Here is a 25,444-nt window from a genome sequence, read left to right on the forward strand (position 1 = left end):
GTTCCCACCGCCAGCGCGACTACACCGCCGTGTCGAGCGCCGGGAGGGCCACAGCCTGAACCGCGTCCAACTGGCCAGCCAGATCAACATCTCGAAAAGCAGCCTGTACACCTACCTCGACGGCACGACTCTCATCGCTGCCGAGACACTCCACCAAACCCTCATCACCCTCGGCGTCTCTGATCGTGAGGCGGAGCGAGTGCGGCGCGACCGCGACGCCATGGCCGAACGTTTCCCTGCCGCCCAGATGTGGCTGCCATTGGATCTGGACCGACACGGCCTACCAGGAGTGGACAACACGACGGTAGGCACCCGCACGGCCGGTCCGTGCCACGCTCGGAATCGGCCACGACGAGGACGGCAATCCGACAGAGGTCATCGTCATCGAGGAATGGTCCGACCCCGACGTTCCCGGTTTCGAACCGTTCGACGCCTTCACGCCGTGACCGTGTGACGTCAGCGGTTCGCGAACACGAGATCCGAATGTTCCGAATCGGCCGCGACCCGTCACCTGATCCCCGGGGACGCTCTCGGGAAGCCTGTGCTCCGGACGCCTGTTGACGGTTCCGCCAACCGTTGCCGGTCATTCCCCACGCTGGCCCACGGGTCTGGCGCTTTCGGGTTGTCGGGCACCACAAGGCTCGACACCGAACGGCGTGACCCCAACAATCCGGGTGGATGTGGATGTCTACAGGCGGGGTGGTAGTCGTTGGCACGCAAAGAACGCTCTTTGGACGACGATGACGGGCCGCTCGTGGAGTTCGCGGCCGCTATGCGCGACTTGCGGACGCGGGCGGGCAAGCCGACGTACAGGGAATTGAGCCATCGGGCGCACTATTCGGCGGCGGCCCTGTCGGATGCCGCCGCTGGGCGGCGGTTGCCGAGTTTGTCGGTGACCCTCGCCTACGTTGCCGCATGCGGAGGAGACGAGGCCGCCTGGGAGCACCGATGGCGGGATCTGGCCGCGAAACTGGCGGGGCCACCGTCGGCCGACGACCTGAGTGACGACACAGTGAGCCCAGCGCCGTACGTGGGGTTGAGGGCGTTCCAGGTCGAAGACGCCGACCGGTTCTTCGGCCGGGAGCAGTTGGTGGCCGAACTGGCTGGACGGGTGACCGAGCGGCGCGTCGTCGTGGTGGTCGGTCCGTCTGGTTCGGGCAAGTCCTCGTTGTTGCGCGCCGGGCTGCTACACGAGGCCCGGACCCGTGGTGTGTGCGCAACGGCGGCTGGCCCGACGGTGTTGATGACCCCGGCATCACGCCCGTTGTGGGAATGCGCCGCTCGTCTGGCCGGGTTGGTCGGGCGAACGCCCAGCGAGGTGCACGACGCGCTGCGCGCCGATGCGCAGTGCCTGCACCTGACCGCCCAGCAAACCCTGGTCGGCCACCCCGCGGACGCGCAGTTGCTGGTGGTGGTGGACCAGTTCGAGGAAGTTTTCACTCTCTGCGGCGACGAGGAGCAGCGATCGCAGTTCCTGAAGCTGCTGATGACCGCCGCGCACGCGGAGAACAGCCGTACCCGGGTTGTGTTGGGGCTCAGGGCGGACTTCTACGCGCACTGCGCCCACTATCCCGACCTGGTCGAGGCGCTGCGCCACGGCCAGGTCGTGGTGGGGCCGATGACCACCGAGGACCTGCGCGCGGCGATCACCCAACCGGCGCTGGGCGTCGGCTGCCGTCTGGAAACAGCGTTGGTGTCCCAGGTGGTCGCCGAGGCCACCGGCCAACCCGGAGCACTGCCGCTGATCTCGCACGCGTTGCTGCAGACCTGGCGGCGACGACGCGGCAACGCGCTCACGCTGGCCGGATACCAGGCTGCGGGCGGTATCGCCCAGTCGATCACCCAGACCGCCGAGACGGTGTACACCAGCCTGAACGACGAGCAACAGCGAACAGCCCGGCAGGTCTTTGGACGGTTGGTCGCCCTGGGCGAGGGGACGCAGGACACGAAGCGACGAATCCCCCGCGGCGAACTCGACCTCAACCCGGCCACCGCCGCCGTAGTGGACGCTATGACACGGGCCCGGCTGCTCACGGTGGACGCCGGCAGTGTCGAGATCGCCCACGAGGCACTGATCCGCTCCTGGCCGCGGCTGCGGGATTGGCTGGCTGAGGATCGCGACGGGTTGCGAACCCACCGGAAGCTCACCGAGGCGGCCCAGGCGTGGGACTCCCTCGACCGCGATCCCGGGGCTCTCTACCGCGGCACCCGCTTGGACATGGCCTGCGACTGGGCCGATGATCCCCGGTGGCGCGACAACCTCAACGCCCTCGAACAGGATTTCCTGCACGCCAGCGACCGTGAGACCCGGCGGCGTACCCGCCGTCAGCGGCAGGTGACCGCGGCGCTGGCCGTCCTGCTGGTCTCGGCGCTGGCCGCCACCTGGATGGCCTTCGCCCAACGCCAGATCGCGCTGGAGCAACGCCGGACCGCTCTGGTCGGCAAACTGATCGCACAGTCCGCGCCCTTGGCCGACGGGCAACCGGATGCCTCCATGCTGCTCGCCGTCGAAGCCTTCCACCAGGATCCGGCACTGGTCGAAGCCCGCAGCGCACTGCTGAGCAGCCAGAGTCACCACTTCACCGCTCGCCTCGGCCACACCAGCCCGTTCGTCGGCGTGGCGTTCAGCCCGGACGGCCGCACGCTGGCCGCCGGCAGCAGGGACCGGACTGTGCGGTTGTGGAATGTGGCCACCCGCAAGGAGTTCGCTGTTCTGACCGGGCACACCGGTCAGGTCTTCGCGGTGGCGTTCAGCCCGGATGGCCGCATCCTCGCCACGACCGGCAACGACGCCTCGGTGCGGTTGTGGGACGTAGCCAGCCGCAAGGAGATCGTCGCATTGACCGGACACACCAAGGCGGTCTGGGAAGTGGCGTTCAGCCCGGACGGTCGCATGCTGGCCACCTCCAGCGGCGACGCCTCCGTACGACTGTGGGACACGGCCAACCACAAAGAAACCGCTGTACTGACCGGACACACAGGCCAGGTCTTCGGCGTGGCATTCAGCCCAGACAACCGCACACTGGCCACCTCCAGCGGCGACGCCTCCGTACGACTGTGGGACACGGCCAACCACAAAGAAACCGCTGTACTGACCGGACACACAGGCCAGGTCTTCGGCGTGGCATTCAGCCCAGACAACCGCACACTGGCCACCTCCAGCGGCGACGCCTCCGTACGACTGTGGGACACGGCCAACCACAAAGAAACCGCAGTGCTGACCGGACACACAGGTGACGTTCTCGCGGTGGCGTTCAGCCCGGATGGTCGCACGCTGGCAACCGCCACCAGTGACAGCAGGGTGCGGTTGTGGGCTACGGCCAACCACACCCTGACCGCCACCCTGACTGGACACACCGGCCAGATCCACGCGGTTGCTTTCAGCCCGGACGGTCGGACTTTGGCCAGTGCCAGCAACGACAACACCGCGGTGCTGTGGGATATGAACGGTCCGATACTCACCCCTTCTCCGGTCGCGCCCGGCTTGGCTGTGGATTTCAGCTCCGATGGCCGCACCTTGGCCGCCGGTGGCAGAGACAGGATGGTGCGGTTGTGGGATATGGCTGGTCGTACGGAGATCGCCGCACTGACCGGACACACCGGCCAGATCTACGCGGTGGCCTTCAGCCCGGACAACCGCGTCCTGGCCACCGCCGACAGCGACGCCTCGGTGCGATTGTGGGATACGGCCAGCGGCAAGGAGATCGCTGTATTGACCGGGCACACCAGCGAAGTCTTCGCAGTGGCGTTCAGTCCGGACGGTCGCACCCTGGCCACCGCCAGCGACGACAAAACAGTGCGATTGTGGGACGTCGTCAGCCACACCCTCAATGCCACCCTGACCGACAGTGCCGGTGAGGTGTACACGGTGGCGTTCAGTCCGGACGGCCGCACCTTGGCCACCGCTGGCAGCGAAGCTGTGGTGCGGTTGTGGGATATGACCACCCTTAAGGAGATCATCACGTTGACCGGACACACCAAGGCGGTTTCGGCGGTCGCGTTCAGTCCGGACGGCCGCACCCTCGCCACCACCAGCAATGACGCCACGGTGCGGTTGTGGGACGTTGCCAGCCGCAACGAGGTCGCCACGATGACCGGACACAACGGCCAGGTCTACGCGGTGGCCTTCAGTCCGGACGGCCGCACCCTTGCCACCACCAGCAGCGACGCCTCGGTGCGGTTGTGGAATGCGACCAGCGGCACTCTGACCGCAACCCTGATCGGACACACCAGTGACGTCCTTCAAGTGGCCTTCAGCCCGGACGGCCGCACCCTTGCCACCACCAGCGGTGACGGCACGATACGGCTGTGGGATCCGGACCCGGCTCGTGTCGTCACCCGCATCTGCCAGGTGATCGGTCCGATCAGCCCAGCCCGGTGGGAGCAGTTGATGCCTGAACTGGAGTACCAGCCCATCTGCTCGTGAACACCCGACCCGCCGCTCAGCCTGAGTCGGGCGGCCGGGCCTGGCCGACACTCAGGCGCTGCGCCGACGGTCCGCAGGAGCCGGTGTCGCGAGCACCTGCCGAGCGTTCCGTCGGCGCGCACCCCCGCCGCGAAAACGCACCAGGGGTGCGCACCGGGCTCCCCGCTCGACGTCTGACCGGGGCTGTCGCCGGGTCACATCACGCGTAATCCCACCAGAAGGAGCTGAAGAACGCGGGGTAGCAGTCGACCACGACTCGCCAACTGCCCGGCGGAGCGACCGCTGGCTCAGGTTCGAAACCGTCGGAGCACCTGGCGCTGAACCTGGTGGATGCGTCCACCTCGCAGTCGAAGTACACCATCCAGGCATCGACGTACTGAGCTGCCCCGCAGGTCGTCATCGGCCTCACACCACCTTCGGATGGCGCGATCCTGGTGACGGTCACCGTGCGATCGTCCCGGTCGACGGAGGTGGACGCGGTGGCCGGTGGGGCAACCGTCGAAACGCCCCCGACGAGCACTGCGATCGTCAGGATCCGAACAGCCCTGGTCATCCTTCTCAGATACGACACGGAGATCCTCTCGGAGTCAAATAGCTGGTTGACGAGCTCGAAGGGAAGACTGCTTCACCTTTTCGGAATTCTCCCATCGCGAATACGCCATCGCCTTGTATCGACGTCGCCTGAACGATCACCGACCGATCCGTAAGCGGCCGAGCGAATTGCGCACTTTCCCACAGTTCGTCCCCTGCCGATCGTCGTGTTCGGCGACCCGACCTCGGCGCTGCGACACATTCAGCGTGTGCTCTTGTGAGCAACGGTTTTCTAGCACGGTCGGATTGTTCAGCGTCACACCTCAGGCGCTGGACAACAGGGTCTGAACAATCAACACGCCAACAATGTATCCAGCAGCGGAGAAACGCGCCGCACGGCACACCGTTGTGGGTCAGCGACGTCACGCCCGGATCGGTGCACGATCTGGCCGCGGTCCGCACACAGGTCCTCGGCGCCTTGTACTGGGCCTACTCCCGGCTCGACTTACCCACGTCGGCCGAAAACGGCTACGACCACGCCAGCATCGGCGTGCACACCCCGGTCAAACACCTACCGGCAACCAGATCCTGAAAACCGAGACCCGCAGCCTGGGCGAACGCGGATTCGCCGTTCTTATCGGACGCTGGCGCGCCCTCCACCACTTCAGCACCAGCCCAGCAAAATCGGCACCATCGTCCAAGCCGCACTCGTCCTCACCCAATTCGAGCACGGCCAACTGCACCTCGAACTGCAGACCGAACTCGGCGGACGGCTCCCCGATGCCGAGAACATGTCCCGCCTCACCTACACCAACCGCGTGATCACCGAAACACTCCGCCTCTACCCGCCGGTGTGGTTCAGCACGCGCGCCACAAGCACAGACACCGAACTGGGCGGCCACCCCATCCCCGCAGGCAGCATGGTGATCTTCAGTCCCTACCAGGTCCACCACGAACCCAGGGTCTACCACGACCCGTACCGCTTCGACCCCGACCGCTGGGAACCCGACCACGCCAAGGCAACCCCTCGTACCACGTGGATCCCCTTCGGCGCAGGAGCCCGCAAGTGCATCGGCGCCAACGTCGGCATAGCCGAACTGACCATCGCACTGGCGGCCATCGTCAGCCGCTGGCACCTGCACCCCGTGCCCGGCGAGAAAGTCCGGCCCCGAGCACAAGCCGTCCTGTTCCCCCAAGCGACTGCACCTGACCGTGCAACGACGAGCCTGAGTTCCATCACCTCAGGAGCCCTGCGGGTTAGAGGTGCGCAAGGCCGCATCCGGACGCCGCTCAACGGCACAACGTCTGCGCGGCCGCGACCATCCCCGTTTCGCCCCAGATGACCTGGGACAAGGTCCGCGCCCGTGCCACCCCGCGGCACTAGTAACTCACCGATGACCACGTCCTCGGCCGGGCCACGCAGCTTGGTGGCCTATTCGCCACCACCCACGCTGCAGGTTCTGGCCGCCTAGCGCCAACAGGTCGAACAGCAGCAGCCGGACGGGCACGTCGTCGAATGGCTGGTCACGGCGGATGGACTTGCGGTGTTTCTGATAACGGCCACGGCGCTCCTGCATGAGCCCGAAGTCGACCAGGCCGCTGTCGTTGTAGGTGACGATCTCGCCGTCGAGCACCGCGGCGCGACCGTCGAGTGCCTGGTCGAGCACGCCGACCAGCGTGGCGAATTCGTCGGTGAAATCGATGCCGTTGCGGCTGGTCAGCACTGTCCTACCGTCGGCAGCCACGCGTACCGCGGCGCGGTAGCCGTCCAGGTTGTATTCGAATGCCCAGTCCGAGCCGCTGGGCAGGTGACCGCCGTCCGGTTTGGCGAGCATCGGCTCGATCCACGGCGGCACTTCCGCCGGATCGTGCGCCGTGCTGGCCATGGCCGACGCTCCCCGTGGTCGTACGCAGTGACCTGCGATACCGGATCGACCGTAACCCGATCGGCCTGACAGTGCCGCAGAAAGCACCAGAACTACCCGCTCGGGGGACTGTGACAGCAGGCCTGGGGACGCGGTGGGATGGTCCTTCCCGGCGACGGTTCTGCAGCGGACGATGGGTGGTGCGGAGAATGGGCAGCGTGACAGAGCTGACGGGATCGGCGGATGATTCGGGCCTGGGTGTGCTGGTGGTGCAGCGCGAGGGCAACGCGGTGGTGGTGAACCTGTCGGGGGATCTGGACCACGAGACCGCGCCGGACGTGCGCGACCAGCTACTGCCACTACTGGCAGACCGGTCGGGCCTGGTCGTGCTCGACCTGGGCGGACTGGAGTTTCTGGGTTCGGCGGGGCTGGCCGTGTTGGTCGAAGTGGCTCAGGAGCGCGGACCGGATAGCACCGTGCGGATGTCGCGGCGGCTGGGACCAGGGCGGCGCGCGTGTTTGAACTTGCGGGTCTGGGCTCGCACCTCGGCCTGTGTTCCTCGGTGCAGCAGGCATTGACTGACTGGTCGGCTTCACAGCAGCCCTGACTGTCTGGCGTCGTAGTAGGAGAAGCAGTGCGGATACGCACTGGCCCCCGGTTGCAGGCTCGTGGGGTGCCGCCTGGGATTGGACGCCGGGGTGCGTAGCTCAGCGGTACTGGTGAATCGACGACAAACGATGCATGGGGCGTTACGTTCGTGACAAGCACGTGGTCGAGGGCCCGGAACCCGCTCGCTGATCCCGCTGGGAGCCAGCATGGGCGACGCCGGGAGGGCCACGCCATGACAGACCCGCTGCGAACCCCTGACCTCGCGCGGCGAATGAGTGATCTCGCGTGCGTCTGCAGGAGGAGGCCGACCGGGAGATGACGTTGCGCGCGATCGTGCACGCCGCGGTCGATCTCGTGCCCGCGGTGAACTGGGCCGGGATTTCGCTGGTCCAGGGCAAGAGGATCACGTCGGCGGCGCCCAGCCACCGGTTGGTCGCCGAGCTGGACCGGTGGCAGAGCGATCTCAGTGAAGGGCCGTGTTTGACCGCGATCCGCGAGCAGGCTGTCGCTACGCTTGTTCGCGCGACAGGAAAGCCTGGGGGCGCTCAATCTCTATGCCACCGCACCGGACGCGTTTGCGCCGGAGTCGGAGATCTTGGCTGATCTGTTGTCGCAGCACGCGGCGGTCGCGCTGGTCGGCGTGACTCGTGAGCAGCGCCTGCACGAGGCGCTGCGTTCCCGGGACGTGATCGGTCAGGCCAAAGGCATCCTGATGCACCGCGACCGGCTCACCGCTCAGCGACTGTCCAGCGCGGAACGCAGTTGCGTGCCAGGTCCGCCCGCAGCAATGGCGTAACCGGGGGACGACGGTGAGTACCCGGTCGGGCGGACCCCGGGCACTCACGGCGTGGCCGTTCGCGGTGGTGCGCGAGCGGCGGGTGCGGTCAGTTGACGGTGAGGGTGAGGCCGGCGTTTTGGAGTTGTTGTTGCAGGGCGGCGACTTCGGTCTTGGCCACGAGGTCGAGCACTTGCCCGGGGGCCTGGTCGATCAGGCCGCCGGGGTTGAGCAGGCCCAGGTTGGTGAGCATGCGGACTTGCTTGATCACCGCGATCTTGTTGTTGCCGGGGCCGGTGAGTTCGACGTCGAATTCTTCCGGGCTGGCGCCGATGCCGGGCAGGGACAGTGGACCGGTGTCGATGACGAAGTTCGGCTCGAAATCTCTGACCAGCGCGGACAGTTGCTCCACGGGGAGGGCCTGCAGCTCGGCGACGATCTGGTCGGTGGTGAGGGCGACGCCGACATCGGCGGTCGCGGTGCCGGTCCCCACCGTGCTCAGGGCCGTGGCGGCGACCAGTACCGTCGCGGCGGTTATGGCCTTGCGGTAGAAGGTCTTCATGATAACTCCGTCCATGTCTATGGGTGGCGCCGATGTGAACGGCGACCGGAAGGTGGAGGCCCAGGGGGTGGAAGCCGGTGTGACCGGCGGGATGGTCGACGATGGCACCGGTGCCGGTCAGGGCGAGTGCGCGGGCCGCGATGGTGGCGGTGGCGGCGAGGACGGCGGTGGTTCGACGGCGGAGGGCATGGTGCTCCTCTGATGGGGTTCCGGTATGGGTGGAGCGGTGCGGGGTGTGACGGGCCCGAACGTGTGGGCGCGCCTGCGGGTCAGGGTGTGGTGAAGCAGCGAAGCGGCGACTCGCCGCCGGCGAGGCACTGCCGAACCGGTCGAATTGCTGGTGGCCGGGATCCATCGCTGTCAGGACGGCCGCGGGTTGCGGTGTCGAGGTCAGGACCCGGCGAACGTCAGCGGGCCGCGCAGGGCCGCCGTGGACACGCCTTGCCCCAGCAGGCACAGGTTCAGGGCGTTGGTGCTGGTCACGTCGAACACGCCCAGCAGGGTCGCGCCCGCGAAGCGACCGCCCGTGACGGTTCCGGTGACCACGATCTCCCCGGCCACGTCGGCGGTGAGGCTGACACTCGACGAACTGTTCGCGTGCGTGCCGTCGGCAAGGTTCCAGCTGAACGTGGCCGTGCCCGGGGTGTTGCCGGCGGTCACGCAGCTCATGGTCGTGGTGAGCTGCCCGGTGAAGGTGCCCGACTGCACGGCCGGTGTTTGCCCACTGGTGTCCAGGCACAGGTTGGCGACCCCGGAGGAGATCGTCACCGTGGTGGTACGAGGGGTGAGGGTCAACGGCGGTGCGAAGCCGATCGTCGCGGTGGTGGCCGGGCACACCAGATCGACGACCGCGGCCCCGGCGGACACGGGGACGGCGACCATCGTGGTGGCGGCGATCACAGCACTGACGGCAAGGGCTAAGAGATTCCGATGATGTCTCATGACATAAGTCCTTTGTAGAACAACATCGACAAGGGGTTGCGACATAGTCGGATATGGCGTCACCGCGCCCGATACCCGATCTGCCGGGCCCGTCTGGGCCGTCCAGCATGCACCCGCGCCGACCAGTTCGTCAGACCCTGTTTTAATTCTGTTATGGACAGACGTCCGGAGACGTCGTTGTCCAGGGCATGACCGGCCATCGCGGCAGGATGCTCGGCGCAACGGGTGATGTCGGTCCGGTGAAGCGGATCCCGGTTCACCCGAATGCCACGCCGGTTGCGGGTAATACCCTGCCCGACGGGAACGACATCCACAGTAGACGGTGCGCACCGCCTCACACTCGCACCCGCCGACACGGCGGGCGCGGCGGACACAGAAACGCCTCGACACGCCGGTCGCTCCCGGATGGACACCGGGTCGTGCTGGTCGTCCGGGTCCGGCCCGCGCCGTGCCGCGTGTCGACAACCCTCCCGACAGGAGAACCGCCATGTCGACCCGTCCCACCACGACCGCCCTCGCCGCCGTCCTCTGCTGTGCGGCGGCGACACTGACCGCCCCACCCGCCACCGCCGCGACCACCCTGGAGATCACCGGCGCGAGCATCGCCGCGCCCGGTTCCCGGATCGCGGTGGACATCACCTATGAGTGCGAACCCACCGCCCTGGGCGCGGACTTCGCCGTCACGGTGCTCAACACCACCGACCCGCTGCCCGAGCCCACCCTCGCCCTGGGCCTCTTCCGGCCCTGCACCGGTGACTCGATCCAGCGCACCGTCACCGCACCCGCCCTCACCGGAGCCTTCAGCCCCGGTGACCAGGTCTCCGTCACGGTCGTCATGACCGCCACCACCGTCCCGCCCTCGGTCGTGAGCACCAGCCGCTGGTTCACCCTCGCCTGACCTCCGGCCCCTGTCGCGACCCGCACCGGCACCGGCGCGGCCCCCACAGAGCGGGCACGCGGAGGGGACGACCGGGTGGGGGCGAGTGACCCCGCGAATCGGATTCAACTGACCGGCCCGCGTCGCACGCAGCCGGACCCGGAAACCCCGGTGCCCGGCATCCCCGATCCGGAAAACGAGGATCGGCCGCAGGGCACACAGGACCCGGCGGACCACCGCCCGCACACGGAACTTCCGGAAATCACCGACCTTCTTCGAAAGGAACACCGATGCCCGCCACGAGGAGAACAGCAGCGGCCCTGCTGGCCGCGGTGCTCTCGATGACCGTCCCCGCCTGGGCGCCCACCGCCTCAGCACAGTCCTCCCCGACACCAGCACCCTCGACACAGAGGCCCGCAACGCAGGGGCCCACGACGCAGGCACTCACCACCTGCCTCGGGACCAACACCGTGCACTTCGACCCCGGCCTGCGACTGCTGCCGCGACAGGTCGGCATCTCCGGCAACGGCGCCTACAACTGTGTCTCCACCGACCCCACCATCACCTCGGGAACCTCGGTCGTCACCGGCTCCGGATCGCTGGGATGCCTGACCTCCGACGGAGCCACCACCGAGACCATCACCTGGAACACCGGCGAGCAAAGCCACCTCGCCTACACCTTCGCCATCATCGTGCAACCCGGTGGCGAAGCGGTCGTCGTCGTGCTGGGCACGGTCGAATCCGGCAAATTCGCCGGCAGCGTCATCGCCTCACCCGGAGCCCAAGTCACCCTCAACCCACTGCAATGCCTCAGCCCCACCGGAGTGGAACTCATCACCGGCCCCTCCACCCTGATCATCACCTGACCCCGGCAAGCCCACCCCAAGGCGACGGTGCCCGACGCGGCCACGGGCGGTCTCGACGGCCGGTCCGGCACCGGCGCCCCGGGTCACCCCGGGGCGCGGGACTACCGATGTGCGTGCCGGTCATCGAGCATCTCGTTTCTCGTCGTCATCAGCCGTCTGTGACGGGGTTGCGATACCTCGGTCGGCGGAACAGTTCCGTGAGCCAGCGGGGACTGAGAGGGGCCGAGGCGGTTACCGGTCGGCGAGAGCCTGCTGGATCGTGACCCGCAGGTCCACATACTCCGCCAGCCCGGCGAGTTGGAGCGCGCGGGCCGCCCACGACCCGGCCGCCGCCACCCGCATCTCGTGCTCGAGGACGCGCACACCCCGGCCGCGTCGACCAGCACGCCAGACCAGCCGAACCGGGGTGGTCTCGTTGACCTGAACGATCATCCGGAGAACTGGACTCCACCACTCGGCGCTCTGCAGTTGACACAGGCAGCGGCGAAGCCACCAAGGCTTACCGGGCGGAATCCACGCGACACAGCAGTGGCCATTGACTACCGTCCGGCGGAGCAGAACGGAGGATGGCGTTAGCACTGGTCAAGAAGGGCTCGCGAAGCATCACCATCGATGGCGTCACCTATCGATAAAGAGTTCGCGGACGGCCAACCTATGCCCAAGCGCTGAGCTGGAGCGCCCTGTCATACGCGGTTGAACTGGCCGACGCGCCGGGCACCACGCTGGTGGTCATCCCCGACCAACCGCATCCCAGCAACTGGTTCGGAATCCGGGCAAGGCCAGTCCTGCCCACACACGTCGTCGATGCCATCCGCACAGCTCGGCTCACAGGCTGGACACCCGAGGCACCCGGATCGCCTTTCCTGCTCGACCAATCACAGGGATTCACCCCTGCCGACTGACCAGCAGACTTGTGAACCGCCATCGCCATGACGGCGAGTGCCTTGGTGGTGGCGCTGCTGGCCACAGGGAGCACTTATGCGCTCGATCCTCCGCACGTGACCCCACCATCGGCTGCCCCTCTCGGCGATACCCTCGCGGCCGACCCTCTCGGCGATGTCCGCACGGCCGACCCGTGCGCCTTGCTCGATCCCGTATGGCTGTCCTCATACTCCTACGGAGGTGCCGAACTCGCTGGCAATGTCGGCACGTTCAACAGTTGCACCTTGCTCGTGCGCAGAACGCACAATGCAGCAGACACCATCCCAGTGAAAGTGAAAGTTGGCTCACGCGCCGCCCTGCCGGGGCCGCCGCCGAAGCCTGGCCAGTTGACCATGTACACACCCGAAGGTGTCGAGGCAGGGCACTGCAATCGGAAGATCTTGCTGCCCACCCGTGGCGCGGTCACCATCGGTGCCAGCCACAACGCCACCTCGAACACAACCTTGTGCGGGATGGTCGAGGCCGTCGGCCACAACATCATGGTCATCCTCAACAACCGGCCAATATCCCGGCGCGCGGCGTTTCCCGAAGGATCACTGGCCCTGGTCAACACCTGTGATCTGCTTCTCCAGAGCACGTGTCGGCAATGCTCCACACAGACACCGGCCCACAGTCGATCGACGATGGCTGGGGATGTTCCTGGTCCCTCAACTCCAAGTCGCTGTCCATCTGGTTCGATCGCGAGACACCGCCAGTCACCCGCGACCAACCACGTCGTTTCCAAGCCGACTCACGCATGGTGTACCCCAGTGAAGCAAAGACCGAGGACATGCAGTCCTGTCGAGCGTTGATCGACCACCGCCAACTGACCGGAGTGAACCAGCAGTGGTACGTCGAAACCGTCACTGTCGCCGTGGAGCGTCACAAACCATCGACGGTGGAAAATGATCTATGCATCGAGGCCACCCGCCTCGCCCGCGTCGTGGTGGCTCGTCTACCCAACTGACAACAGGACAACCCACGCCGGGCGATCAGACACTGGGGAGCCAATATCAGCACGACCCGTTCCGACACTCGCGAGCAACGAGCCGATGCTCGTGATGCTGAGCCAGTTGTAGGTGACCGTGTTGGCCTTGACGTCGATCGTCTGGCCCAGGCCCCACTGGAACACCAGATCGGTACCGGCCGACAACACCGGCGCGTACACCCGCCGGATGCCGTCCTTGGCGGTCACCGTCCAGCGGCTGGAGACACCAGTGCCGGTCAGTGCGATCCGCTAGTGACTCTCGATCTTCGTCGCCGGCGTACCACCCGACGTACAGCTCGGGCTCACACTGCCTGCGACGCAGACCACGAGCTCTCCGCCGTCGACGGTGTAGATGTCCGATGAGGTTGACCCGTTTTGACAGACAGGGCGATGTTGCCCCTGTTTCACGGACTCGTTGGTGAGGAGGTCGGGCTCGACGGGTGGGCAGTGGTTTCGAACTCTATCGGGCTCATCCAGTCAGCGCGGAGTGCCGTCGGCGGCGGTTGTTGGACCGATGATTCGGTGGCTGCTTGGTGGTCTGACGTCCTGACGCGCGGCGATTGGGGACGTCACTCTGTCGATGGCCTGATTGGACGGACATGTTGATCAGGTCGGATGACCAGCGAACCCCGGCGGGTCTACTGCCTGCCGGGGTTCGGTTGGGATGAGGTGTGTGTCAAGCCCCGGGTTTGATGGAGACTGGATTAGCTGGTTTCCAGGGTTGCGGTGACTGGGTGGGTCATCGCGTGTAGCGCTTCGTACTCGGCAGGCGGCGCGTGTCCGAGCTCGCCATGCAGGCGCCGGTTGTTGTACCAGTCGATGTATTCGACGGTCGCGATTTCGAGGTCGTCCAGGCCGCGCCAAGGGCCTCGGTTGCGGACGAGTTCGGCCTTATACAACGAGTTGAACGCCTCTGCCATCGCGTTGTCATAAGAATCTCCCTTGCTGCCAACGGATGCGACCGCGCCGGTGTCGGCGAGCCGCTGGGTGTAGCGGATCGCCCGGTATTGGGCGGATTCAATCGGTGGACGCAACACCGGTGTCTTGGATTGATCGTAGGTGATCGTTGAGGGCTTCGGCGGGTGTCTTCCAGCCGAGTGTCTTGCGGGGGCGTGAGTTGAGGGTGGCCGCGACCGCGGCGATGTCGTCGGCACTCCAGCGGGAGAACACGTCCAGGACGAACGCGGCGTAGACCCAACCGGCGGCGGTGCGGACGTAGGTCAGGTCCGCGACCCACAACTGGTTCGGCCCGGCGGCGGTGAAGTCGCGGGCGACCAGATCACCCGGCCGCCTGGTCTCAGCGGCCGGTTTGGTGGTGCGCGGGGACTTGTCCCGCAGCAGCCCGCGAAGCCCGGACTCGCGCATGAGCCGCTCAACCGTGCACCGGGCCACGTCAACACCCTGACGGTTCAACTCGGCCCAGACCTTCCTCGCCCCGTAGACGCTGTAGTTCGCCTCGTGCACCCGCTCGATCTTCTCGGCCAGCACCCGGTCGGATGCCGCACGGGCGGACTCGGGACGGGTCTTGGCGGCGTAGTAGGTCGACGGTGCGATCTCGGCGGGTGTGCCCTCAAGCACCCGCAGGACCGGCTGGACACCGTGCTCCTCCCGCTGGGAATCGACGAACTCCACCTTCACCGCGACGGACGGTCCAGCTCCGCCGCGAAGAAAGACGCCGCTGACTTCAGGATCTGGTTCGCCCGGCGCAACTCACGCACCTCACGCTCCAACTCCGCGACCCTGGCCCCCTCGGCCGAGGTCGTTCCCGGCCGTGTCCCCTCGTCGGTCTCGGCCTGCTTCACCCACGTCCGCAACGCCTCCGGATGCACACCCAACTGATCAGCGATCCGCTTGATCGCCCCACCCGCCGACACCGGATCTCGCCTGGCCTCAACCGCCAGACGCGTCGCCCGCTCCCGCAACTCATCCGGGTACTTCCGTGGTGCCGCCATGACTGTCAATCCTCCGGGTGTTCGATGTCTCCATCAAACCCGGGGCGGGACAATCACCACTTAACAACCCTGTCTGTCAAAACGGGTCAACCTCAGTGACGACCTGATCCGGGTCGCGGCGGTGCACGCCGATCATCGCCAGGTCGGTCAGGACGCCTGCTTTCCGGCGGGCGGTCAATGCGCCTTGTAGGGCGTCAAGGGGCGATCGAGCGGGGCAGGAGGAGTCTAAAGAGGAGTGGTCACCAGGTCTTTGGTGCGCTGAACTGCGCTGATCTGGCGTAGGTTGATGAAAGGTCCCGATCTTACACTAAAAGTCCTTTGTGGACGACCCTGGGGGTCAAGGGGTCGCAGGTTTAAATCCTGTCGTCCCGACGGTCGGAACGAGCCCGCTGGCTCTGGGTAGATGCCCAGGTCGGCGGGCTTTTTCGTGTCCGCTTGTCGGTCTTCACATGGTCACAGAACGGTCACTAAATGATCTTGGACGGCCGCGAGACGGAGTGAATGAGGACCGGCTGGCTTGAGATCTTTGACTAACGCCAGCGAGGTCTCGCCAGGGTTCGCTGTTTCCCGGAACGGGCGGATCACGTTACGCCGATTCGACGTCAAGGAATGATCCGCCGATCGGTGCTGATTCATTGACACTTGTTTACTCCCAGTGGTCCTCAAAGGATCTGAGCGCACGCGCATCTTTCCCACGCCCTCTGACTGAGTACGGCGAGTTACCGTGACGGTGTGTGGCCAGTCGTTGTCTGACGCGCTTGCGAGGCGTCGAGACGTGCGCGAGCGGTGTCTGCCTGGTCTGAGGAATGGGCCGCCGTATACAGGTCGATCGCCTGCCGGTAGTGCTGTCGCGCGAGATCGACCTGGCCCGCTTTGTCCGCGTGCGGCGCGACCGTCATCACCACATGGGCCGCGTCCGGACTCAGCAGCAACTCCCGCAATGCCCGTGCGGCAGGCGATCCGGATTCCGGTCGGATCCGCCTGCGCGGAAAGGCGTAGCGCTTCACTGAACAGCGACAGGACTTCGTTGATCGCAGCGGGATCGTGACGGTGGGCAAACTGTGTCGCCGCTGCTTGCAACCGGGCCATCGCGGCGTCCAGGGGGCGTGCGCGCCTGCGCGACTCGGTTGCCCATCCGCGGCCAGGTCTCGTGCGTGTTGTGCCGCGGCACGTTCGTAGTCCTCGATAGCCTGCGCCGGGCGCCCCGAGTGTTCGTGGATCTTGCCGTGGCAGCTGGGTCGTCTCGAACCAGCAGGTGTGAGCCAGCGCCCTCGAAGAAGGGGATGACCTCCTGCGCGGCGTTGTCGAGTAGTTCGTAAAGCGCGTAGGGGCCCGCAAGGGCACTCCGGCGGTGGGTCGATACCGCGGTGCGGGGCGCGTGGCTGTCGGGAAGTGTTGCGCGGCCGGGAGCTTGGCGGACGCTCATCCTCGTTACCGCAGTGACGGTCTCCTGCCCGACACGGCGATGCCAACCAACCATTGCATAAGAGATTTAAATAAGTTTGTGATATACATGAGCCATGTTGAGCGTCGCCGAGTTGACCCGCGTGATGGAAGAGTTCACGCGGATGCACATCCGGCTGCCCGTGGCCCAGCGCCTGAGCTTCACGACCTTGTCCGTGCTGCACACGCTGGCCGCCAGGGGTCCGCTGCGGATGACCGAGCTGGCCGCGGACGAGCAGGTCACACAACCCGCGATCACGCAGACGGTGACCAAGCTGGAGCAGGAAGGCCGTGTGGAACGCCACCCGCACCCGACTGACCGACGCGCGGTTCTCGTGCACGTCACCAACGCAGGACGGACGGTGGTGGAGAGCCGGCGGGCCGAGCGAACAGCACGTCTGACCGAACTCGCGGATCAACTCACCGAGGAGGAACGCACGGCCATCGCCATGGCCTTGCCCGCGCTCAAGCGGATCGTCGAGTTGAACCAGCAGGAGACCTCGTGAGCCCCATTCACGTCCCCGACGAAGTCCTGGCCGATCTACGGAAACGGCTCGCCCTGACCCGTCTGCCCGACGACGTCGGCAACGAGGACGGCTACTACGGCGTGAGCACCGCGTATCTGCGGGAGCTCGTCGACTACTGGCACACCCGCTACGACTGGCGCGCGGCCGAAGCCGTGATCAACACCTACGAGCACCACCACGTACACGTCGACGGCGTGCCGATCCACTTCATGCGCAAGGCGGGACGCGGCCCCGACGCCACGCCGTTGATCCTCACCCACGGGTGGCCGTGGACCTTCTGGCACTGGTCGAAGGTGATCGGCCCGCTGGCAGAGGACTTCGACGTGATCGTCCCCTCGTTCCCCGGGTTCGGTTTCTCCACGCCGCTGCCCGACAACCCGGACATGAACTTCTGGAAAGTCGCCGACCTCTGGCACACGTTGATGACCGACGTTCTCGGCCATCGGCGCTATGCCGCGGCGGGCTGCGACGTCGGCGCCCTGGTGACCGGCCAACTGGGCCACAAGTACGCCGACGAGCTGTACGGCATCCACATCGGTTCCGGTCTGCGACTGGACATGTTCAACGGTGACCGGGCATGGGACCTCAGCGGCGGCAAACCCATACCCGACGGCTTGGCCGAGGATATCCGCGCCGGGATCGTCGCATGGGAGAAGCGGTTCGCCGTCCACCTGGCCGCCCAGGTCCTGGCACCGAGCACGCTGGCCCATGGCCTGACGGACTCGCCGGCCGGAATGCTCGCCTGGATTCTGGACAGGTGGACGCACTGGAGCGACAACCACGGCGACATCGAGTCGGTCTTCACCAAAGACGAACTGCTGACCCACGCGATGATCTTCTGGGTAACAGGCTCGATCGGCACCTCGATCCGCACGTACGCCAACAACAACCGCTATCCCTGGACCCCGTCGCACGACCGCCGACCGGTAGTCGAGGCACCCACGGGGATCACTTTCGTCGGCTATGAAAACCCGCCAGGGGTATCCACGGACCACCGAGTCCAGTACTGGCTCAACACCGACCGTGCTCCCTGGTACAACCACGTCAACCTCACCGCGCACGAGGAAGGCGGCCACTTCATTCCCTGGGAAGTCCCAGACAAGTGGGTGGCCGATCTGCGGCGTACCTTCGGCAAACTGGATTAGGCCCGGCTGTCGGTTCAGAGCAGGATTTCGAGTTCCGGCCCTGTGCCGCCCCACGCCGGTGACGCACGGTCGGGGAGTGCGCATGCCGAGGGCCCGGCGGGCCCGAGGTAGTCACCGACCATGACAGAGGGGTCGGTGGCGGCGCGAAGGGCAAGGAGGGCGCCCATGTCGGGAATGCGGCCGAGCGCCTCGACGGTGGCGAGGTCGATAGTGCGAGCGTGGGCGGGAAGTACTGGAAGATGCCCGTCGTGGCGCCGGTGGGGTGGGCCGCGACCATGCGAGTTTGCGCCGGTCGCGAGAGGCCGGCTATGGGTCACCCAGGCGGTGGGGGCTAAGCGGCAACACCAGTCGGTTGTCTGCGAAGTGCTCGTCAGGGTCGGGGTGACGCCGAAACCGTTGCCAGCAAACAACAGTCGTTCACCCAGCACGGCGATGGAGCCAGGACGACAGCACGCCAGCGGGACCTGGTCGCCCAGTACGGCGCCGCCGGACAGCCCGCATCACCGCGCCGCGTGCAGAAGCACGTCGACGCAGCCTGTGCTTACGACCGTGAGGGACTTGTTGAACGCGTTCATCTCTAGTGCGGCGGCGGAGCCCGACGACCTGGCGCACGCAGGACATGCGTGATTGCTGAGCCGTTGCTGTGGGCCGCCGACAGAATCTTCTGACAGCACTGATCAACCAGATCTTCTGACAAGAGGGAACTACGCTGACGTTGATCGTCTCACGACCGCGGCTGCCAGTCGGTGAACGTGCTGAGTCAGCCGCCACCTGGTTGATCGAGAAGGTGGCACCGGGCGAGGCTTAGTCGACGGGACCGTCGAATCGTGCCGAGGCGCGTGCGACCGCTCGCAGCTGAGCCAGTGTGCCACTGCCCGTGTCCATCGAGATCCGGGTGCCGTCGCGCGGGTCGGCCGGGGCAGATCGACGGTGTGCGGCTGCTGCCCGAGCAGATCCTCGCGGATGCGATGCGCTTCGGCGAGCGGGACACCGACGAGATCCTCGGCGCGTCGGCGTTGAACTGCCTGGCACCGAGAGCCCTTCGGCGAACGGTTCAGCGGGGCAAACAGGAGGCCGCTTGACGCCGTCTGCCACTCGCGCCTTCGGGCAGGACGGGATCGTGCTCACCGGACCAGAGTCAGACCGTCTCGCCGTGCCCTTCCAACGGCCTGTTCATACGCAACGATCTAATCACCGACGGCCGCCCCCGTGACACCGTCCGCGAACTTCCGTACCGATGTCCAGTCCGTTCGCCCAATGAGCCGCTTTGCGGGTGGGTTCGCTGCGTATAGTCCACAATGTCCTCGTGGGCCATATCGATGCGTACAGCCAACGTTAAGGAAAGCCTGACATGATGGTTCTTTCGGGGGAGTGCCGATGCGGATACTGCTGGTAGAAGACGATGTACGTCTGGCCGGTGTGCTGTTCTCGGGATTGGCCGCCGAAGGGATCGATGTCGATGTGGCGCACGATGGCGCGGAAGGATACTGGCAGGCTCTGGACGGAGCGCATGACGTGATCGTGCTGGACGTGCTACTGCCATCGATGAACGGGTATTCGATAACGGAGCGACTGCGCGGCCAGCGGAAGTGGACGCCGATCCTTCTGCTGACCGCGAAGGACGGTGAGTACGACGAGGCAGATGGCCTGGATGTCGGTGCGGACGATTACCTGCGCAAACCGTTCTCGTTCGTGGTGCTCGTCGCGCGGCTGCGCGCGTTGGCCCGGCGCGGCGCAACGCCGAGGCCCCGGCTGCTTTCGCACGGCAGCTTGACACTTGATCCCGCATCGGGAGACTGCACCGTGGAAGGGTCACCGATTGTGCTGCGGCCACGGGAACGTGCTCTGCTGGAGGTCCTACTGCGAAACCGGGATCGAGTGGTGTCGAAAGGCGGACTGAGCGACGCGGTCTGGGGCCTCGCGGCGGAACACGACCCCAACCTGGTGGAGGTGCACATATCCTACCTGCGTAGAAAAATCGGATCGGCACGGTTGCGGACGGTGCGCGGTCTAGGATATCGGTTGGTTGATCCCGATGCGTAAGTGGTCGCTGCGTGTGCGACTGACGGTCCTGGTCACGGCGGCCGTGGGACTCGCGCTCGCCGGAGCGTCGGTGGCGCTGGTGACGGCGATGTCCCGCAGCCTCGTCGGAGATGTGGAGGAGGCCGCCGCGGCAGCGGTGGACGACGTGGCGAAGGATCTGATCGCTGGTCGACCGCCCATCGCGGACATGCCGCCGGAAAGTCTGTCCTTGGTCCAGATCCAGGACGCTGAGGGCCACGTGGTCCAGCAGATCCCTCCCACGCAGAGGTCTGCTCTGGCCGCGTTGCCACCGGAACTGCGGGATGCCCGCCTGGCCGCTCGAAGTCGTCCTGTCACCGTTCAACCGAGTGATGATGTCGTGCTGGCTTGGCGCACAGTGTCCACATCGGAGGGTTTGCGCGTTGTGCTGGTGGTGTCCCGGCTCGCCCCCGTGACCGCGGGCGTGGCACTCGTGGTGGACGCACTTTTGGTAGCGGCACCGCTGCTGACACTGTTCGTCGGCGTGTTGACGTGGTTCGCGGTGGATCGCACGCTGCGGCCAGTCGAGACGATCCGGCGCCGGGCGGAGATGATCCACCATGCCACGCTCAAGGAGCGGCTGCCGGAGCCGGGTACGAGGGACGAGATCACCCGGCTGACCGGCACCCTGAACGCGATGCTCGACCGTCTCGACGACGGCGCTCGCCGGCAGCGCGAGTTCGTCGCTGACGCGTCTCACGAACTGCGCACCCCCCTCGCGGCGATGCGGGCTGACATCGAGGTGGCACTGCGACGCAACAGCGACTGGCCGGCTGTGGCACATCGCCTGCTCGACGACCACCGCAGGATCGAGCGCCTGACCGGCGACCTGTTGCTGCTTGCCCGGCTGGACGATCGGCCTGACCCGGAGAGTGCGGAGGTCAGGCTGGACGAAGTCGTCGCGGGGGAACTGCCGGTCCTGCGACGGGTCGAGGTGGATGTGGACCTCGCTCCGGTTGTCGTCATGGGGAGTGTGCCGGAGCTGACGCGACTGGTTCGCAATCTCCTGGACAACGCCGACCTCCATGCGGCAGGCAGAGTGGCGATCCGCCTGTTTGGTGACGCCGGTGCGGTAGTGCTCATGGTTGACGATGATGGGCCGGGAGTGAGTCCCGCGCAACGAGACCGGGTGTTCGACCGGTTCTTCCGATCTGACGAGAGCAGATCGCGAATCAGCGGCGGTGTCGGTCTCGGCCTGGCGATGGCGCGGCGAATCGCCCGGGGGCACGGTGGCGACATTGTGGTGGAAACCGCGGAGCTGGGCGGTGCCCGGTTCTTGGTGCGTCTGCCACTTCAGCTTCCGGAAAGGTGAGTCAAGCCAGGGTTAAGCAAAGGGTGGAAGTGTTCTCCTCGCACGAACACGTGAGGAGGAGAACCATGCGTCGCAGGGTGTTTCTGCTGAGTGCGCTGATACTCGCGCTCGCTGCTTGCGGAAAACAGGATCCACAGCCGGGGCAGGAGTCGGAAACCCAGCAGCTGCTGGTGAAGTACGCGCAGTGCATGCGGGACAACGGTGTTCCGATGGCTGATCCGGTGGCGGGGAAGCCGGGTGCGCCGAACGAGGGGGTCGATCAGGACTCGCCGGCATTCGTGTCGGCCAACGGGGTGTGTTCACCGATCCTGCAAGGTATCGTCGCGGACCGGAAGGCCAACAGCGGGAACCAGTCCGCGAACCATGACAAGATGCTGGCGCTGGCGAAGTGCCTGCGCGAGCATGGTGTCGATGTCGCGGATCCGGTGCCCGGCATGGAAAAGCCGTTCGGGAAAAGCCTGGACCGGACGGACCCAGCGGTAGCCGCGGCACTCGACAAATGCGTTACCCCGCCCGGGACCAAATGATGAGGTTGCGAGTTCTCATCCCGGTGGCGGTATTCGCGGCAGCCGCCGTTGCGCTCTCGATTGTACTGCTGACCGCCGGGTGCAATGGTGCATCCAAGATCAGCGCAGGAGGTACGGCGAAGGCGGCCGTCACCGACGTGACCCGTACCGAGACCTTCAACGGGGTGGTCGCTTACAAAGACCTGCGCGGCCTGGCGACTTCGATGTCAGGCGTCATCACCTGGCTGCCCCCGGCAGGAACCGGCCTGACATCCGGTCAGGTGCTGCTGTCGGTCGACGCGCAGCCGGTGGTCCTGCTGAGCGGCGGCCTGCCTGCCTGGCGTGATCTGGGTACCGGCATGACCGATGGTCCGGATGTTCTGCAACTCGAAACCGCCCTTCATGCCCTCGGCCATGGACCAGCCACTGTAGACAGTCATTGGGATAAGGAGACGACCGTTGCGGTGAAGGCGTTGCAGGGCAGGATCGGTGCGGCAACCGACGGGAAGCTGACGCTCGGCGAAGCGGTGTTCACGCCGACCGACGTGCACATCGCGAAAGTCGATGGCCACGTCGGTGCCACCGTCGACCCGGCCGCTGCAGTGCTGACGGTGCAAAGCACAGAGCGCGTGGTCCTGCTCGACGTGGACCCGCTCAAGCGCAAGCTGGTCACGCAAGGGGCTCTGGTCAACGTCGAGCTACCAGCGGGTACGACCGTGCACGGCAACATCACTGCGGTAAGCACCACCCTGACGCAGAACGCGGACGGTAAAAGCATCTATCAGGTCACAGTCGAGCTGGCCGATCCCTCTCAAGTGAAAGACCTCGCGCTCGCGCCGGTGACTGTGCACTATGCCGCGACCGTTGCCAAGCAGGTGCTCACCGTGCCAGTGGCCTCGATCATCGGCGTGCCAGGCGGCGGCTACGCGGTGACCGTCGTCGCGGACGGACCCCAACGTGTCCCCGTCCAACTGGGCGCGTGGGGCGATGGGTACGTCCAGGTCACTGGTGCCCTCAAGCCTGGCGACACGGTGCAGGTGCCCACATGAAACGGATCGTGTTGGCCTTGAACGAGGTGGTACGCGACTACCCGGGCAATCCCCCGGTCCGGGCGTTGGCCGGAGTCAGCCTGACTGTGCAGGCGGGGGAGTGGGTGGCGATCATCGGCCCGTCGGGATCCGGGAAGTCCACGTTCTTGAACCTGATGGGCGCGTTGGACAGACCGACCTCGGGCACTGTGTTCATCGACGGCCACGACGTGGGCAACCTGACCGACGAGCGGCTATCGGCGCTGCGCGGCCACGCCATCGGGTTCGTGTTCCAATCCTTTCATTTGCTGGGGCATCTGTCCGCTGTGGACAATGTGGCGGTCGCGCTGACCTACCACGGCTTGTCTCGGGCTGACCGGCGGGCCGCCGCGGTCGCCGCGTTGGCACGAGTTGGCCTGGGAGACCGGCTGCACCACCGACCGGCACAGCTTTCCGGTGGTGAGTGCCAGCGAGTGGCCATCGCGCGGGCGCTCGTCGGTGAACCCGCCCTGTTGTTGGCAGACGAGCCCACCGGCAATCTCGACTCGCGCACGGGCGCGGACATCCTCCGGTTGTTCGCCGATCTGAACACCGAGGGGAGCACCATCGTCCTGATCACGCACGACGAGGATGTCGCCGCTGCCGCACCACGCCGTGTCCACGTCCGCGACGGCCGACTGGTGGAGGTGCGCGCATGATCCCGCGCTCGGTTTTCACGCCAGCGGATGCCCTGATCACCGCGGTTGTGGGTATGCTTGCCCGCCGTGGTCGGGCGTTGCTGACCGCGTTGGGCATCGCCATCGGGATTGCCGCGATGGTGGCTGTGGTCGGCATATCGGCCTCGTCGAAGGCGAACGTGCTGTCGGTGCTGGATCAGCTGGGTACCAACTACCTCACCGTCACCCCCGGCCAGTCGCTGTCCGGCGGCGATGAACCGGAACTACCCGTGGCTGCGCCCGGCCGACTGTCCCTAGTAGACAGCGTACAAGCGGTGGCGGCCACAGCTCAGCTCAATGAGACCGTGCGGCGGTCGGACGTGCTCCCCGCAACCAACACGAAGGGTACGGTCGTGCTCGTCGCAAGCCCGAACCTGCTGACCACTCTCAATGGTGACCTGGCCCAGGGCCACTGGCTCACGGCGGGCGCCCAGCCGACCGTGGTTTTGGGGGCGACCGCGGCGTTGCGCCAAGGCGTGGACCTCACTGGCGGCCCACAGCTGGTATGGCTCGGTGACCAGTGGTTTACCGTCGTTGGCGTATTGGCCCCGATGCCGCTCGCCCCGGAACTGGACGGCTCCGCCCTGGTGAGCGAACAGGTCGCCGCCGACGCCCTCGGTTACGGAGGTTCCCCGACGACGATATACGTACGAACCGACCCCTCGCGGATCGACGACGTGCTGCCCGTCGTAGCGGCCACCGCCAACCCGCAGAACCCCGTGGAAGTCGAGGTTACTCGCCCATCGGACGCGTTGATGGCGCGGGCGGTCACCGATACTGCCTTCACTACGCTGCTGCTGGGTCTGGGTGGCGTGGCGTTGCTGGTCGGCGGCGTAGGTATCGCGAATGTCATGGTCATCTCTGTGTTGGAGCGCCGCACTGAGATCGGCGTCCGGCGGGCACTCGGCGCGACCCGCCGTCACATACGCACCCAGTTTCTCGTCGAGGCCGTTGCTCAAGCCGGAGCCGGCGGTTTGGCGGGAGTGTTGCTCGGGGCACTGGTCACCACGGGGTACGCCCTCGGGATGGGCTGGCCGGTTGACTTGCCCTTGGCCGGACTTGCCGGGGGTGTGGTCGCAGCTCTGGTGGTCGGCGGTGCGGCAGGGCTCTATCCCGCGAGCAGAGCCGCCCGGCTGCAACCAGCGGAAGCTGTCCGCTCGCCGTGAAGCTGGTGGCGCGCTCTACCCCTGCCGAGCTCACCTCTGCGTGTGCCGCCGTCGAGCCGCGGCGCGCCCGCGACTTCGAATTGCCATGGTTCGGGGAGTCGCCTTGCGCGCTCGTCGCCTGAGCAGGGTGGTGTGGGCGATCTGATGGAGTGTGCAACCTGGACTGCGCATCGGCCGTTGACGGCTGCTGGGAGCTGAAACACCTGCGGTGACGGAGGATGATGGT

Annotated in this window: 27 protein-coding genes, 1 pseudogene and 1 other annotated feature; of the genes and pseudogenes, 19 read left to right on the forward strand and 9 right to left on the reverse strand. The window is 66.4% G+C overall.

Going from position 1 to position 25,444, the window contains the following annotated elements; all coding sequences use genetic code 11:
- Positions 1–19: 19 nt before the first annotated feature.
- Positions 20–277: a hypothetical protein gene (locus AOZ06_RS57775; RefSeq protein WP_054290101.1), complete on the reverse strand. Its 258-nt coding sequence runs from the start codon at positions 275–277 to the stop codon at positions 20–22.
- Positions 278–730: 453 nt separating this feature from the next.
- Here AOZ06_RS57775 and AOZ06_RS15915 point away from each other — a divergent pair, with 453 nt between their 5' ends.
- Complete coding sequence (locus tag AOZ06_RS15915; RefSeq protein ID WP_054290102.1) at positions 731–4,426, forward strand: WD40 repeat domain-containing protein; 3,696 nt, start codon at positions 731–733, stop codon at positions 4,424–4,426.
- A 199-nt stretch (positions 4,427–4,625) separates the two neighbouring features.
- On the opposite strand, the gene AOZ06_RS15920 is transcribed toward AOZ06_RS15915, so the two are convergent.
- Positions 4,626–4,979, reverse strand: coding sequence for a hypothetical protein (locus AOZ06_RS15920; protein WP_054290103.1), 354 nt, complete (start codon positions 4,977–4,979; stop codon positions 4,626–4,628).
- Positions 4,980–5,363: 384 nt separating this feature from the next.
- Here AOZ06_RS15920 and AOZ06_RS59885 point away from each other — a divergent pair, with 384 nt between their 5' ends.
- Positions 5,364–5,549, forward strand: a complete 186-nt coding sequence (locus AOZ06_RS59885) for a hypothetical protein (protein ID WP_054290104.1) — start codon at positions 5,364–5,366, stop codon at positions 5,547–5,549.
- A gap of 199 nt (positions 5,550–5,748) precedes the next feature.
- On the forward strand, positions 5,749–6,300 hold the full coding sequence (locus AOZ06_RS59890; RefSeq protein ID WP_054290105.1) for a cytochrome P450: 552 nt from the start codon (positions 5,749–5,751) through the stop codon (positions 6,298–6,300).
- A 45-nt stretch (positions 6,301–6,345) separates the two neighbouring features.
- Here AOZ06_RS59890 and AOZ06_RS15935 read toward each other — a convergent pair whose 3' ends face one another.
- On the reverse strand, positions 6,346–6,843 hold the full coding sequence (locus tag AOZ06_RS15935; protein WP_054290106.1) for an ATP-dependent DNA ligase: 498 nt from the start codon (positions 6,841–6,843) through the stop codon (positions 6,346–6,348).
- A 197-nt stretch (positions 6,844–7,040) separates the two neighbouring features.
- On the opposite strand from AOZ06_RS15935, the gene AOZ06_RS57785 reads away from it, so the two are divergent.
- The 3 genes from AOZ06_RS57785 to AOZ06_RS15950 all read left to right on the forward strand — a co-directional run bounded on the left by AOZ06_RS57785 (position 7,041) and on the right by AOZ06_RS15950 (position 8,227).
- On the forward strand, positions 7,041–7,400 hold the full coding sequence (locus AOZ06_RS57785; RefSeq protein WP_169798928.1) for an STAS domain-containing protein: 360 nt from the start codon (positions 7,041–7,043) through the stop codon (positions 7,398–7,400).
- Positions 7,401–7,716: 316 nt separating this feature from the next.
- Positions 7,717–8,034, forward strand: a complete 318-nt coding sequence (locus tag AOZ06_RS56275) for a hypothetical protein (RefSeq protein WP_054290108.1) — start codon at positions 7,717–7,719, stop codon at positions 8,032–8,034.
- Positions 8,027–8,227, forward strand: a complete 201-nt coding sequence (locus AOZ06_RS15950; protein ID WP_054290109.1) for an ANTAR domain-containing protein — start codon at positions 8,027–8,029, stop codon at positions 8,225–8,227. The genes AOZ06_RS56275 and AOZ06_RS15950 overlap by 8 nt, the downstream gene beginning before the upstream one ends.
- Before the next feature lie 88 nt (positions 8,228–8,315).
- On the opposite strand, the gene AOZ06_RS15955 is transcribed toward AOZ06_RS15950, so the two are convergent.
- Positions 8,316–8,768 carry a ribosomal protein bL12 gene (locus tag AOZ06_RS15955; RefSeq protein WP_054290110.1) on the reverse strand — a complete coding sequence of 151 codons (453 nt, stop codon included), beginning with the start codon at positions 8,766–8,768 and terminating at the stop codon, positions 8,316–8,318.
- 13 nt (positions 8,769–8,781) lie between these two features.
- Here AOZ06_RS15955 and AOZ06_RS15960 point away from each other — a divergent pair, with 13 nt between their 5' ends.
- On the forward strand, positions 8,782–8,970 hold the full coding sequence (locus tag AOZ06_RS15960; protein ID WP_157233039.1) for a hypothetical protein: 189 nt from the start codon (positions 8,782–8,784) through the stop codon (positions 8,968–8,970).
- A gap of 188 nt (positions 8,971–9,158) precedes the next feature.
- Here AOZ06_RS15960 and AOZ06_RS15965 read toward each other — a convergent pair whose 3' ends face one another.
- Positions 9,159–9,668 carry a hypothetical protein gene (locus AOZ06_RS15965; RefSeq protein WP_054290112.1) on the reverse strand — a complete coding sequence of 170 codons (510 nt, stop codon included), beginning with the start codon at positions 9,666–9,668 and terminating at the stop codon, positions 9,159–9,161.
- Positions 9,669–10,197: 529 nt separating this feature from the next.
- On the opposite strand from AOZ06_RS15965, the gene AOZ06_RS56280 reads away from it, so the two are divergent.
- Positions 10,198–10,608 (forward strand): hypothetical protein, encoded by a 411-nt coding sequence (locus AOZ06_RS56280; RefSeq protein WP_054290113.1) that lies wholly within the window; start codon positions 10,198–10,200, stop codon positions 10,606–10,608.
- 449 nt (positions 10,609–11,057) lie between these two features.
- Positions 11,058–11,453, forward strand: coding sequence for a hypothetical protein (locus AOZ06_RS15980; protein ID WP_054290115.1), 396 nt, complete (start codon positions 11,058–11,060; stop codon positions 11,451–11,453).
- Positions 11,454–11,684: 231 nt separating this feature from the next.
- Here AOZ06_RS15980 and AOZ06_RS15985 read toward each other — a convergent pair whose 3' ends face one another.
- Together AOZ06_RS15985 and AOZ06_RS15990 are read right to left on the reverse strand one after the other, a co-directional pair.
- Complete coding sequence (locus AOZ06_RS15985) at positions 11,685–11,885, reverse strand: hypothetical protein (protein WP_054290116.1); 201 nt, start codon at positions 11,883–11,885, stop codon at positions 11,685–11,687.
- A 682-nt stretch (positions 11,886–12,567) separates the two neighbouring features.
- On the reverse strand, positions 12,568–12,882 hold the full coding sequence (locus tag AOZ06_RS15990; RefSeq protein ID WP_054290117.1) for a hypothetical protein: 315 nt from the start codon (positions 12,880–12,882) through the stop codon (positions 12,568–12,570).
- A 99-nt stretch (positions 12,883–12,981) separates the two neighbouring features.
- Here AOZ06_RS15990 and AOZ06_RS15995 point away from each other — a divergent pair, with 99 nt between their 5' ends.
- Positions 12,982–13,341 carry a hypothetical protein gene (locus AOZ06_RS15995; protein WP_054290118.1) on the forward strand — a complete coding sequence of 120 codons (360 nt, stop codon included), beginning with the start codon at positions 12,982–12,984 and terminating at the stop codon, positions 13,339–13,341.
- Here the strand turns inward: AOZ06_RS15995 and AOZ06_RS16000 are convergent.
- Complete coding sequence (locus AOZ06_RS16000) at positions 13,330–13,569, reverse strand: hypothetical protein (RefSeq protein WP_054290119.1); 240 nt, start codon at positions 13,567–13,569, stop codon at positions 13,330–13,332. The two genes, AOZ06_RS15995 and AOZ06_RS16000, sit on opposite strands and share 12 nt — an antisense overlap.
- Before the next feature lie 497 nt (positions 13,570–14,066).
- Positions 14,067–15,314, reverse strand: a pseudogene (locus AOZ06_RS62065) (IS3 family transposase).
- Positions 14,908–15,039, reverse strand: a sequence feature (AL1L pseudoknot). It overlaps the preceding pseudogene by 132 nt.
- A gap of 1,520 nt (positions 15,315–16,834) precedes the next feature.
- On the opposite strand from AOZ06_RS62065, the gene AOZ06_RS16025 reads away from it, so the two are divergent.
- The 9 genes from AOZ06_RS16025 (at position 16,835) to AOZ06_RS16060 (ending at position 25,218) form a co-directional block, all read left to right on the forward strand.
- A complete protein-coding gene (locus AOZ06_RS16025) occupies positions 16,835–17,263 on the forward strand; it encodes a MarR family winged helix-turn-helix transcriptional regulator (RefSeq protein ID WP_054290123.1) in 429 nt (142 codons plus the stop codon).
- A complete protein-coding gene (locus AOZ06_RS16030) occupies positions 17,260–18,429 on the forward strand; it encodes an epoxide hydrolase family protein (RefSeq protein ID WP_054290124.1) in 1,170 nt (389 codons plus the stop codon). The genes AOZ06_RS16025 and AOZ06_RS16030 overlap by 4 nt, the downstream gene beginning before the upstream one ends.
- A gap of 932 nt (positions 18,430–19,361) precedes the next feature.
- Positions 19,362–19,511 carry a hypothetical protein gene (locus AOZ06_RS56290; protein ID WP_157233040.1) on the forward strand — a complete coding sequence of 50 codons (150 nt, stop codon included), beginning with the start codon at positions 19,362–19,364 and terminating at the stop codon, positions 19,509–19,511.
- 295 nt (positions 19,512–19,806) lie between these two features.
- Positions 19,807–20,472 carry a response regulator transcription factor gene (locus tag AOZ06_RS16035; RefSeq protein ID WP_054290125.1) on the forward strand — a complete coding sequence of 222 codons (666 nt, stop codon included), beginning with the start codon at positions 19,807–19,809 and terminating at the stop codon, positions 20,470–20,472.
- Positions 20,465–21,802: a sensor histidine kinase gene (locus tag AOZ06_RS16040; protein ID WP_054290126.1), complete on the forward strand. Its 1,338-nt coding sequence runs from the start codon at positions 20,465–20,467 to the stop codon at positions 21,800–21,802. Before AOZ06_RS16035 ends, AOZ06_RS16040 begins: the two co-directional genes overlap by 8 nt.
- Positions 21,803–21,867: 65 nt before the next feature.
- Positions 21,868–22,329 carry a hypothetical protein gene (locus tag AOZ06_RS16045; RefSeq protein WP_157233041.1) on the forward strand — a complete coding sequence of 154 codons (462 nt, stop codon included), beginning with the start codon at positions 21,868–21,870 and terminating at the stop codon, positions 22,327–22,329.
- A 23-nt stretch (positions 22,330–22,352) separates the two neighbouring features.
- A complete protein-coding gene (locus AOZ06_RS16050) occupies positions 22,353–23,357 on the forward strand; it encodes a peptidoglycan-binding protein (protein ID WP_169798929.1) in 1,005 nt (334 codons plus the stop codon).
- Positions 23,354–24,034, forward strand: a complete 681-nt coding sequence (locus AOZ06_RS16055) for an ABC transporter ATP-binding protein (protein ID WP_054290129.1) — start codon at positions 23,354–23,356, stop codon at positions 24,032–24,034. The genes AOZ06_RS16050 and AOZ06_RS16055 overlap by 4 nt, the downstream gene beginning before the upstream one ends.
- Complete coding sequence (locus AOZ06_RS16060; RefSeq protein ID WP_054290130.1) at positions 24,031–25,218, forward strand: ABC transporter permease; 1,188 nt, start codon at positions 24,031–24,033, stop codon at positions 25,216–25,218. The genes AOZ06_RS16055 and AOZ06_RS16060 overlap by 4 nt, the downstream gene beginning before the upstream one ends.
- Positions 25,219–25,444: the final 226 nt, after the last annotated feature.

The sequence above is a fragment of the Kibdelosporangium phytohabitans genome (genome assembly GCF_001302585.1).
Lineage (GTDB): Bacteria > Actinomycetota > Actinomycetes > Mycobacteriales > Pseudonocardiaceae > Kibdelosporangium > Kibdelosporangium phytohabitans.

What these genes read in the sequence shown, in the direction of transcription:
- AOZ06_RS15920 (WP_054290103.1), bottom strand. Translation starts at nt 4,979, where the DNA reads ATGACCAGGGCTGTTCGGATCCTGACGATCGCAGTGCTCGTCGGGGGC.
- AOZ06_RS59890 (WP_054290105.1), top strand. Translation starts at nt 5,749, where the DNA reads ATGTCCCGCCTCACCTACACCAACCGCGTGATCACCGAAACACTCCGC.
- AOZ06_RS15935 (WP_054290106.1), bottom strand. Translation starts at nt 6,843, where the DNA reads ATGGCCAGCACGGCGCACGATCCGGCGGAAGTGCCGCCGTGGATCGAG.
- AOZ06_RS15955 (WP_054290110.1), bottom strand. Translation starts at nt 8,768, where the DNA reads ATGAAGACCTTCTACCGCAAGGCCATAACCGCCGCGACGGTACTGGTC.
- AOZ06_RS15960 (WP_157233039.1), top strand. Translation starts at nt 8,782, where the DNA reads ATGTCTATGGGTGGCGCCGATGTGAACGGCGACCGGAAGGTGGAGGCC.
- AOZ06_RS56280 (WP_054290113.1), top strand. Translation starts at nt 10,198, where the DNA reads ATGTCGACCCGTCCCACCACGACCGCCCTCGCCGCCGTCCTCTGCTGT.
- AOZ06_RS15985 (WP_054290116.1), bottom strand. Translation starts at nt 11,885, where the DNA reads ATGATCGTTCAGGTCAACGAGACCACCCCGGTTCGGCTGGTCTGGCGT.
- AOZ06_RS15990 (WP_054290117.1), bottom strand. Translation starts at nt 12,882, where the DNA reads ATGACCATGATGTTGTGGCCGACGGCCTCGACCATCCCGCACAAGGTT.
- AOZ06_RS15995 (WP_054290118.1), top strand. Translation starts at nt 12,982, where the DNA reads ATGCTCCACACAGACACCGGCCCACAGTCGATCGACGATGGCTGGGGA.
- AOZ06_RS16025 (WP_054290123.1), top strand. Translation starts at nt 16,835, where the DNA reads ATGTTGAGCGTCGCCGAGTTGACCCGCGTGATGGAAGAGTTCACGCGG.
- AOZ06_RS16035 (WP_054290125.1), top strand. Translation starts at nt 19,807, where the DNA reads ATGCGGATACTGCTGGTAGAAGACGATGTACGTCTGGCCGGTGTGCTG.
- AOZ06_RS16040 (WP_054290126.1), top strand. Translation starts at nt 20,465, where the DNA reads ATGCGTAAGTGGTCGCTGCGTGTGCGACTGACGGTCCTGGTCACGGCG.
- AOZ06_RS16045 (WP_157233041.1), top strand. Translation starts at nt 21,868, where the DNA reads ATGCGTCGCAGGGTGTTTCTGCTGAGTGCGCTGATACTCGCGCTCGCT.
- AOZ06_RS16055 (WP_054290129.1), top strand. Translation starts at nt 23,354, where the DNA reads ATGAAACGGATCGTGTTGGCCTTGAACGAGGTGGTACGCGACTACCCG.
- AOZ06_RS16060 (WP_054290130.1), top strand. Translation starts at nt 24,031, where the DNA reads ATGATCCCGCGCTCGGTTTTCACGCCAGCGGATGCCCTGATCACCGCG.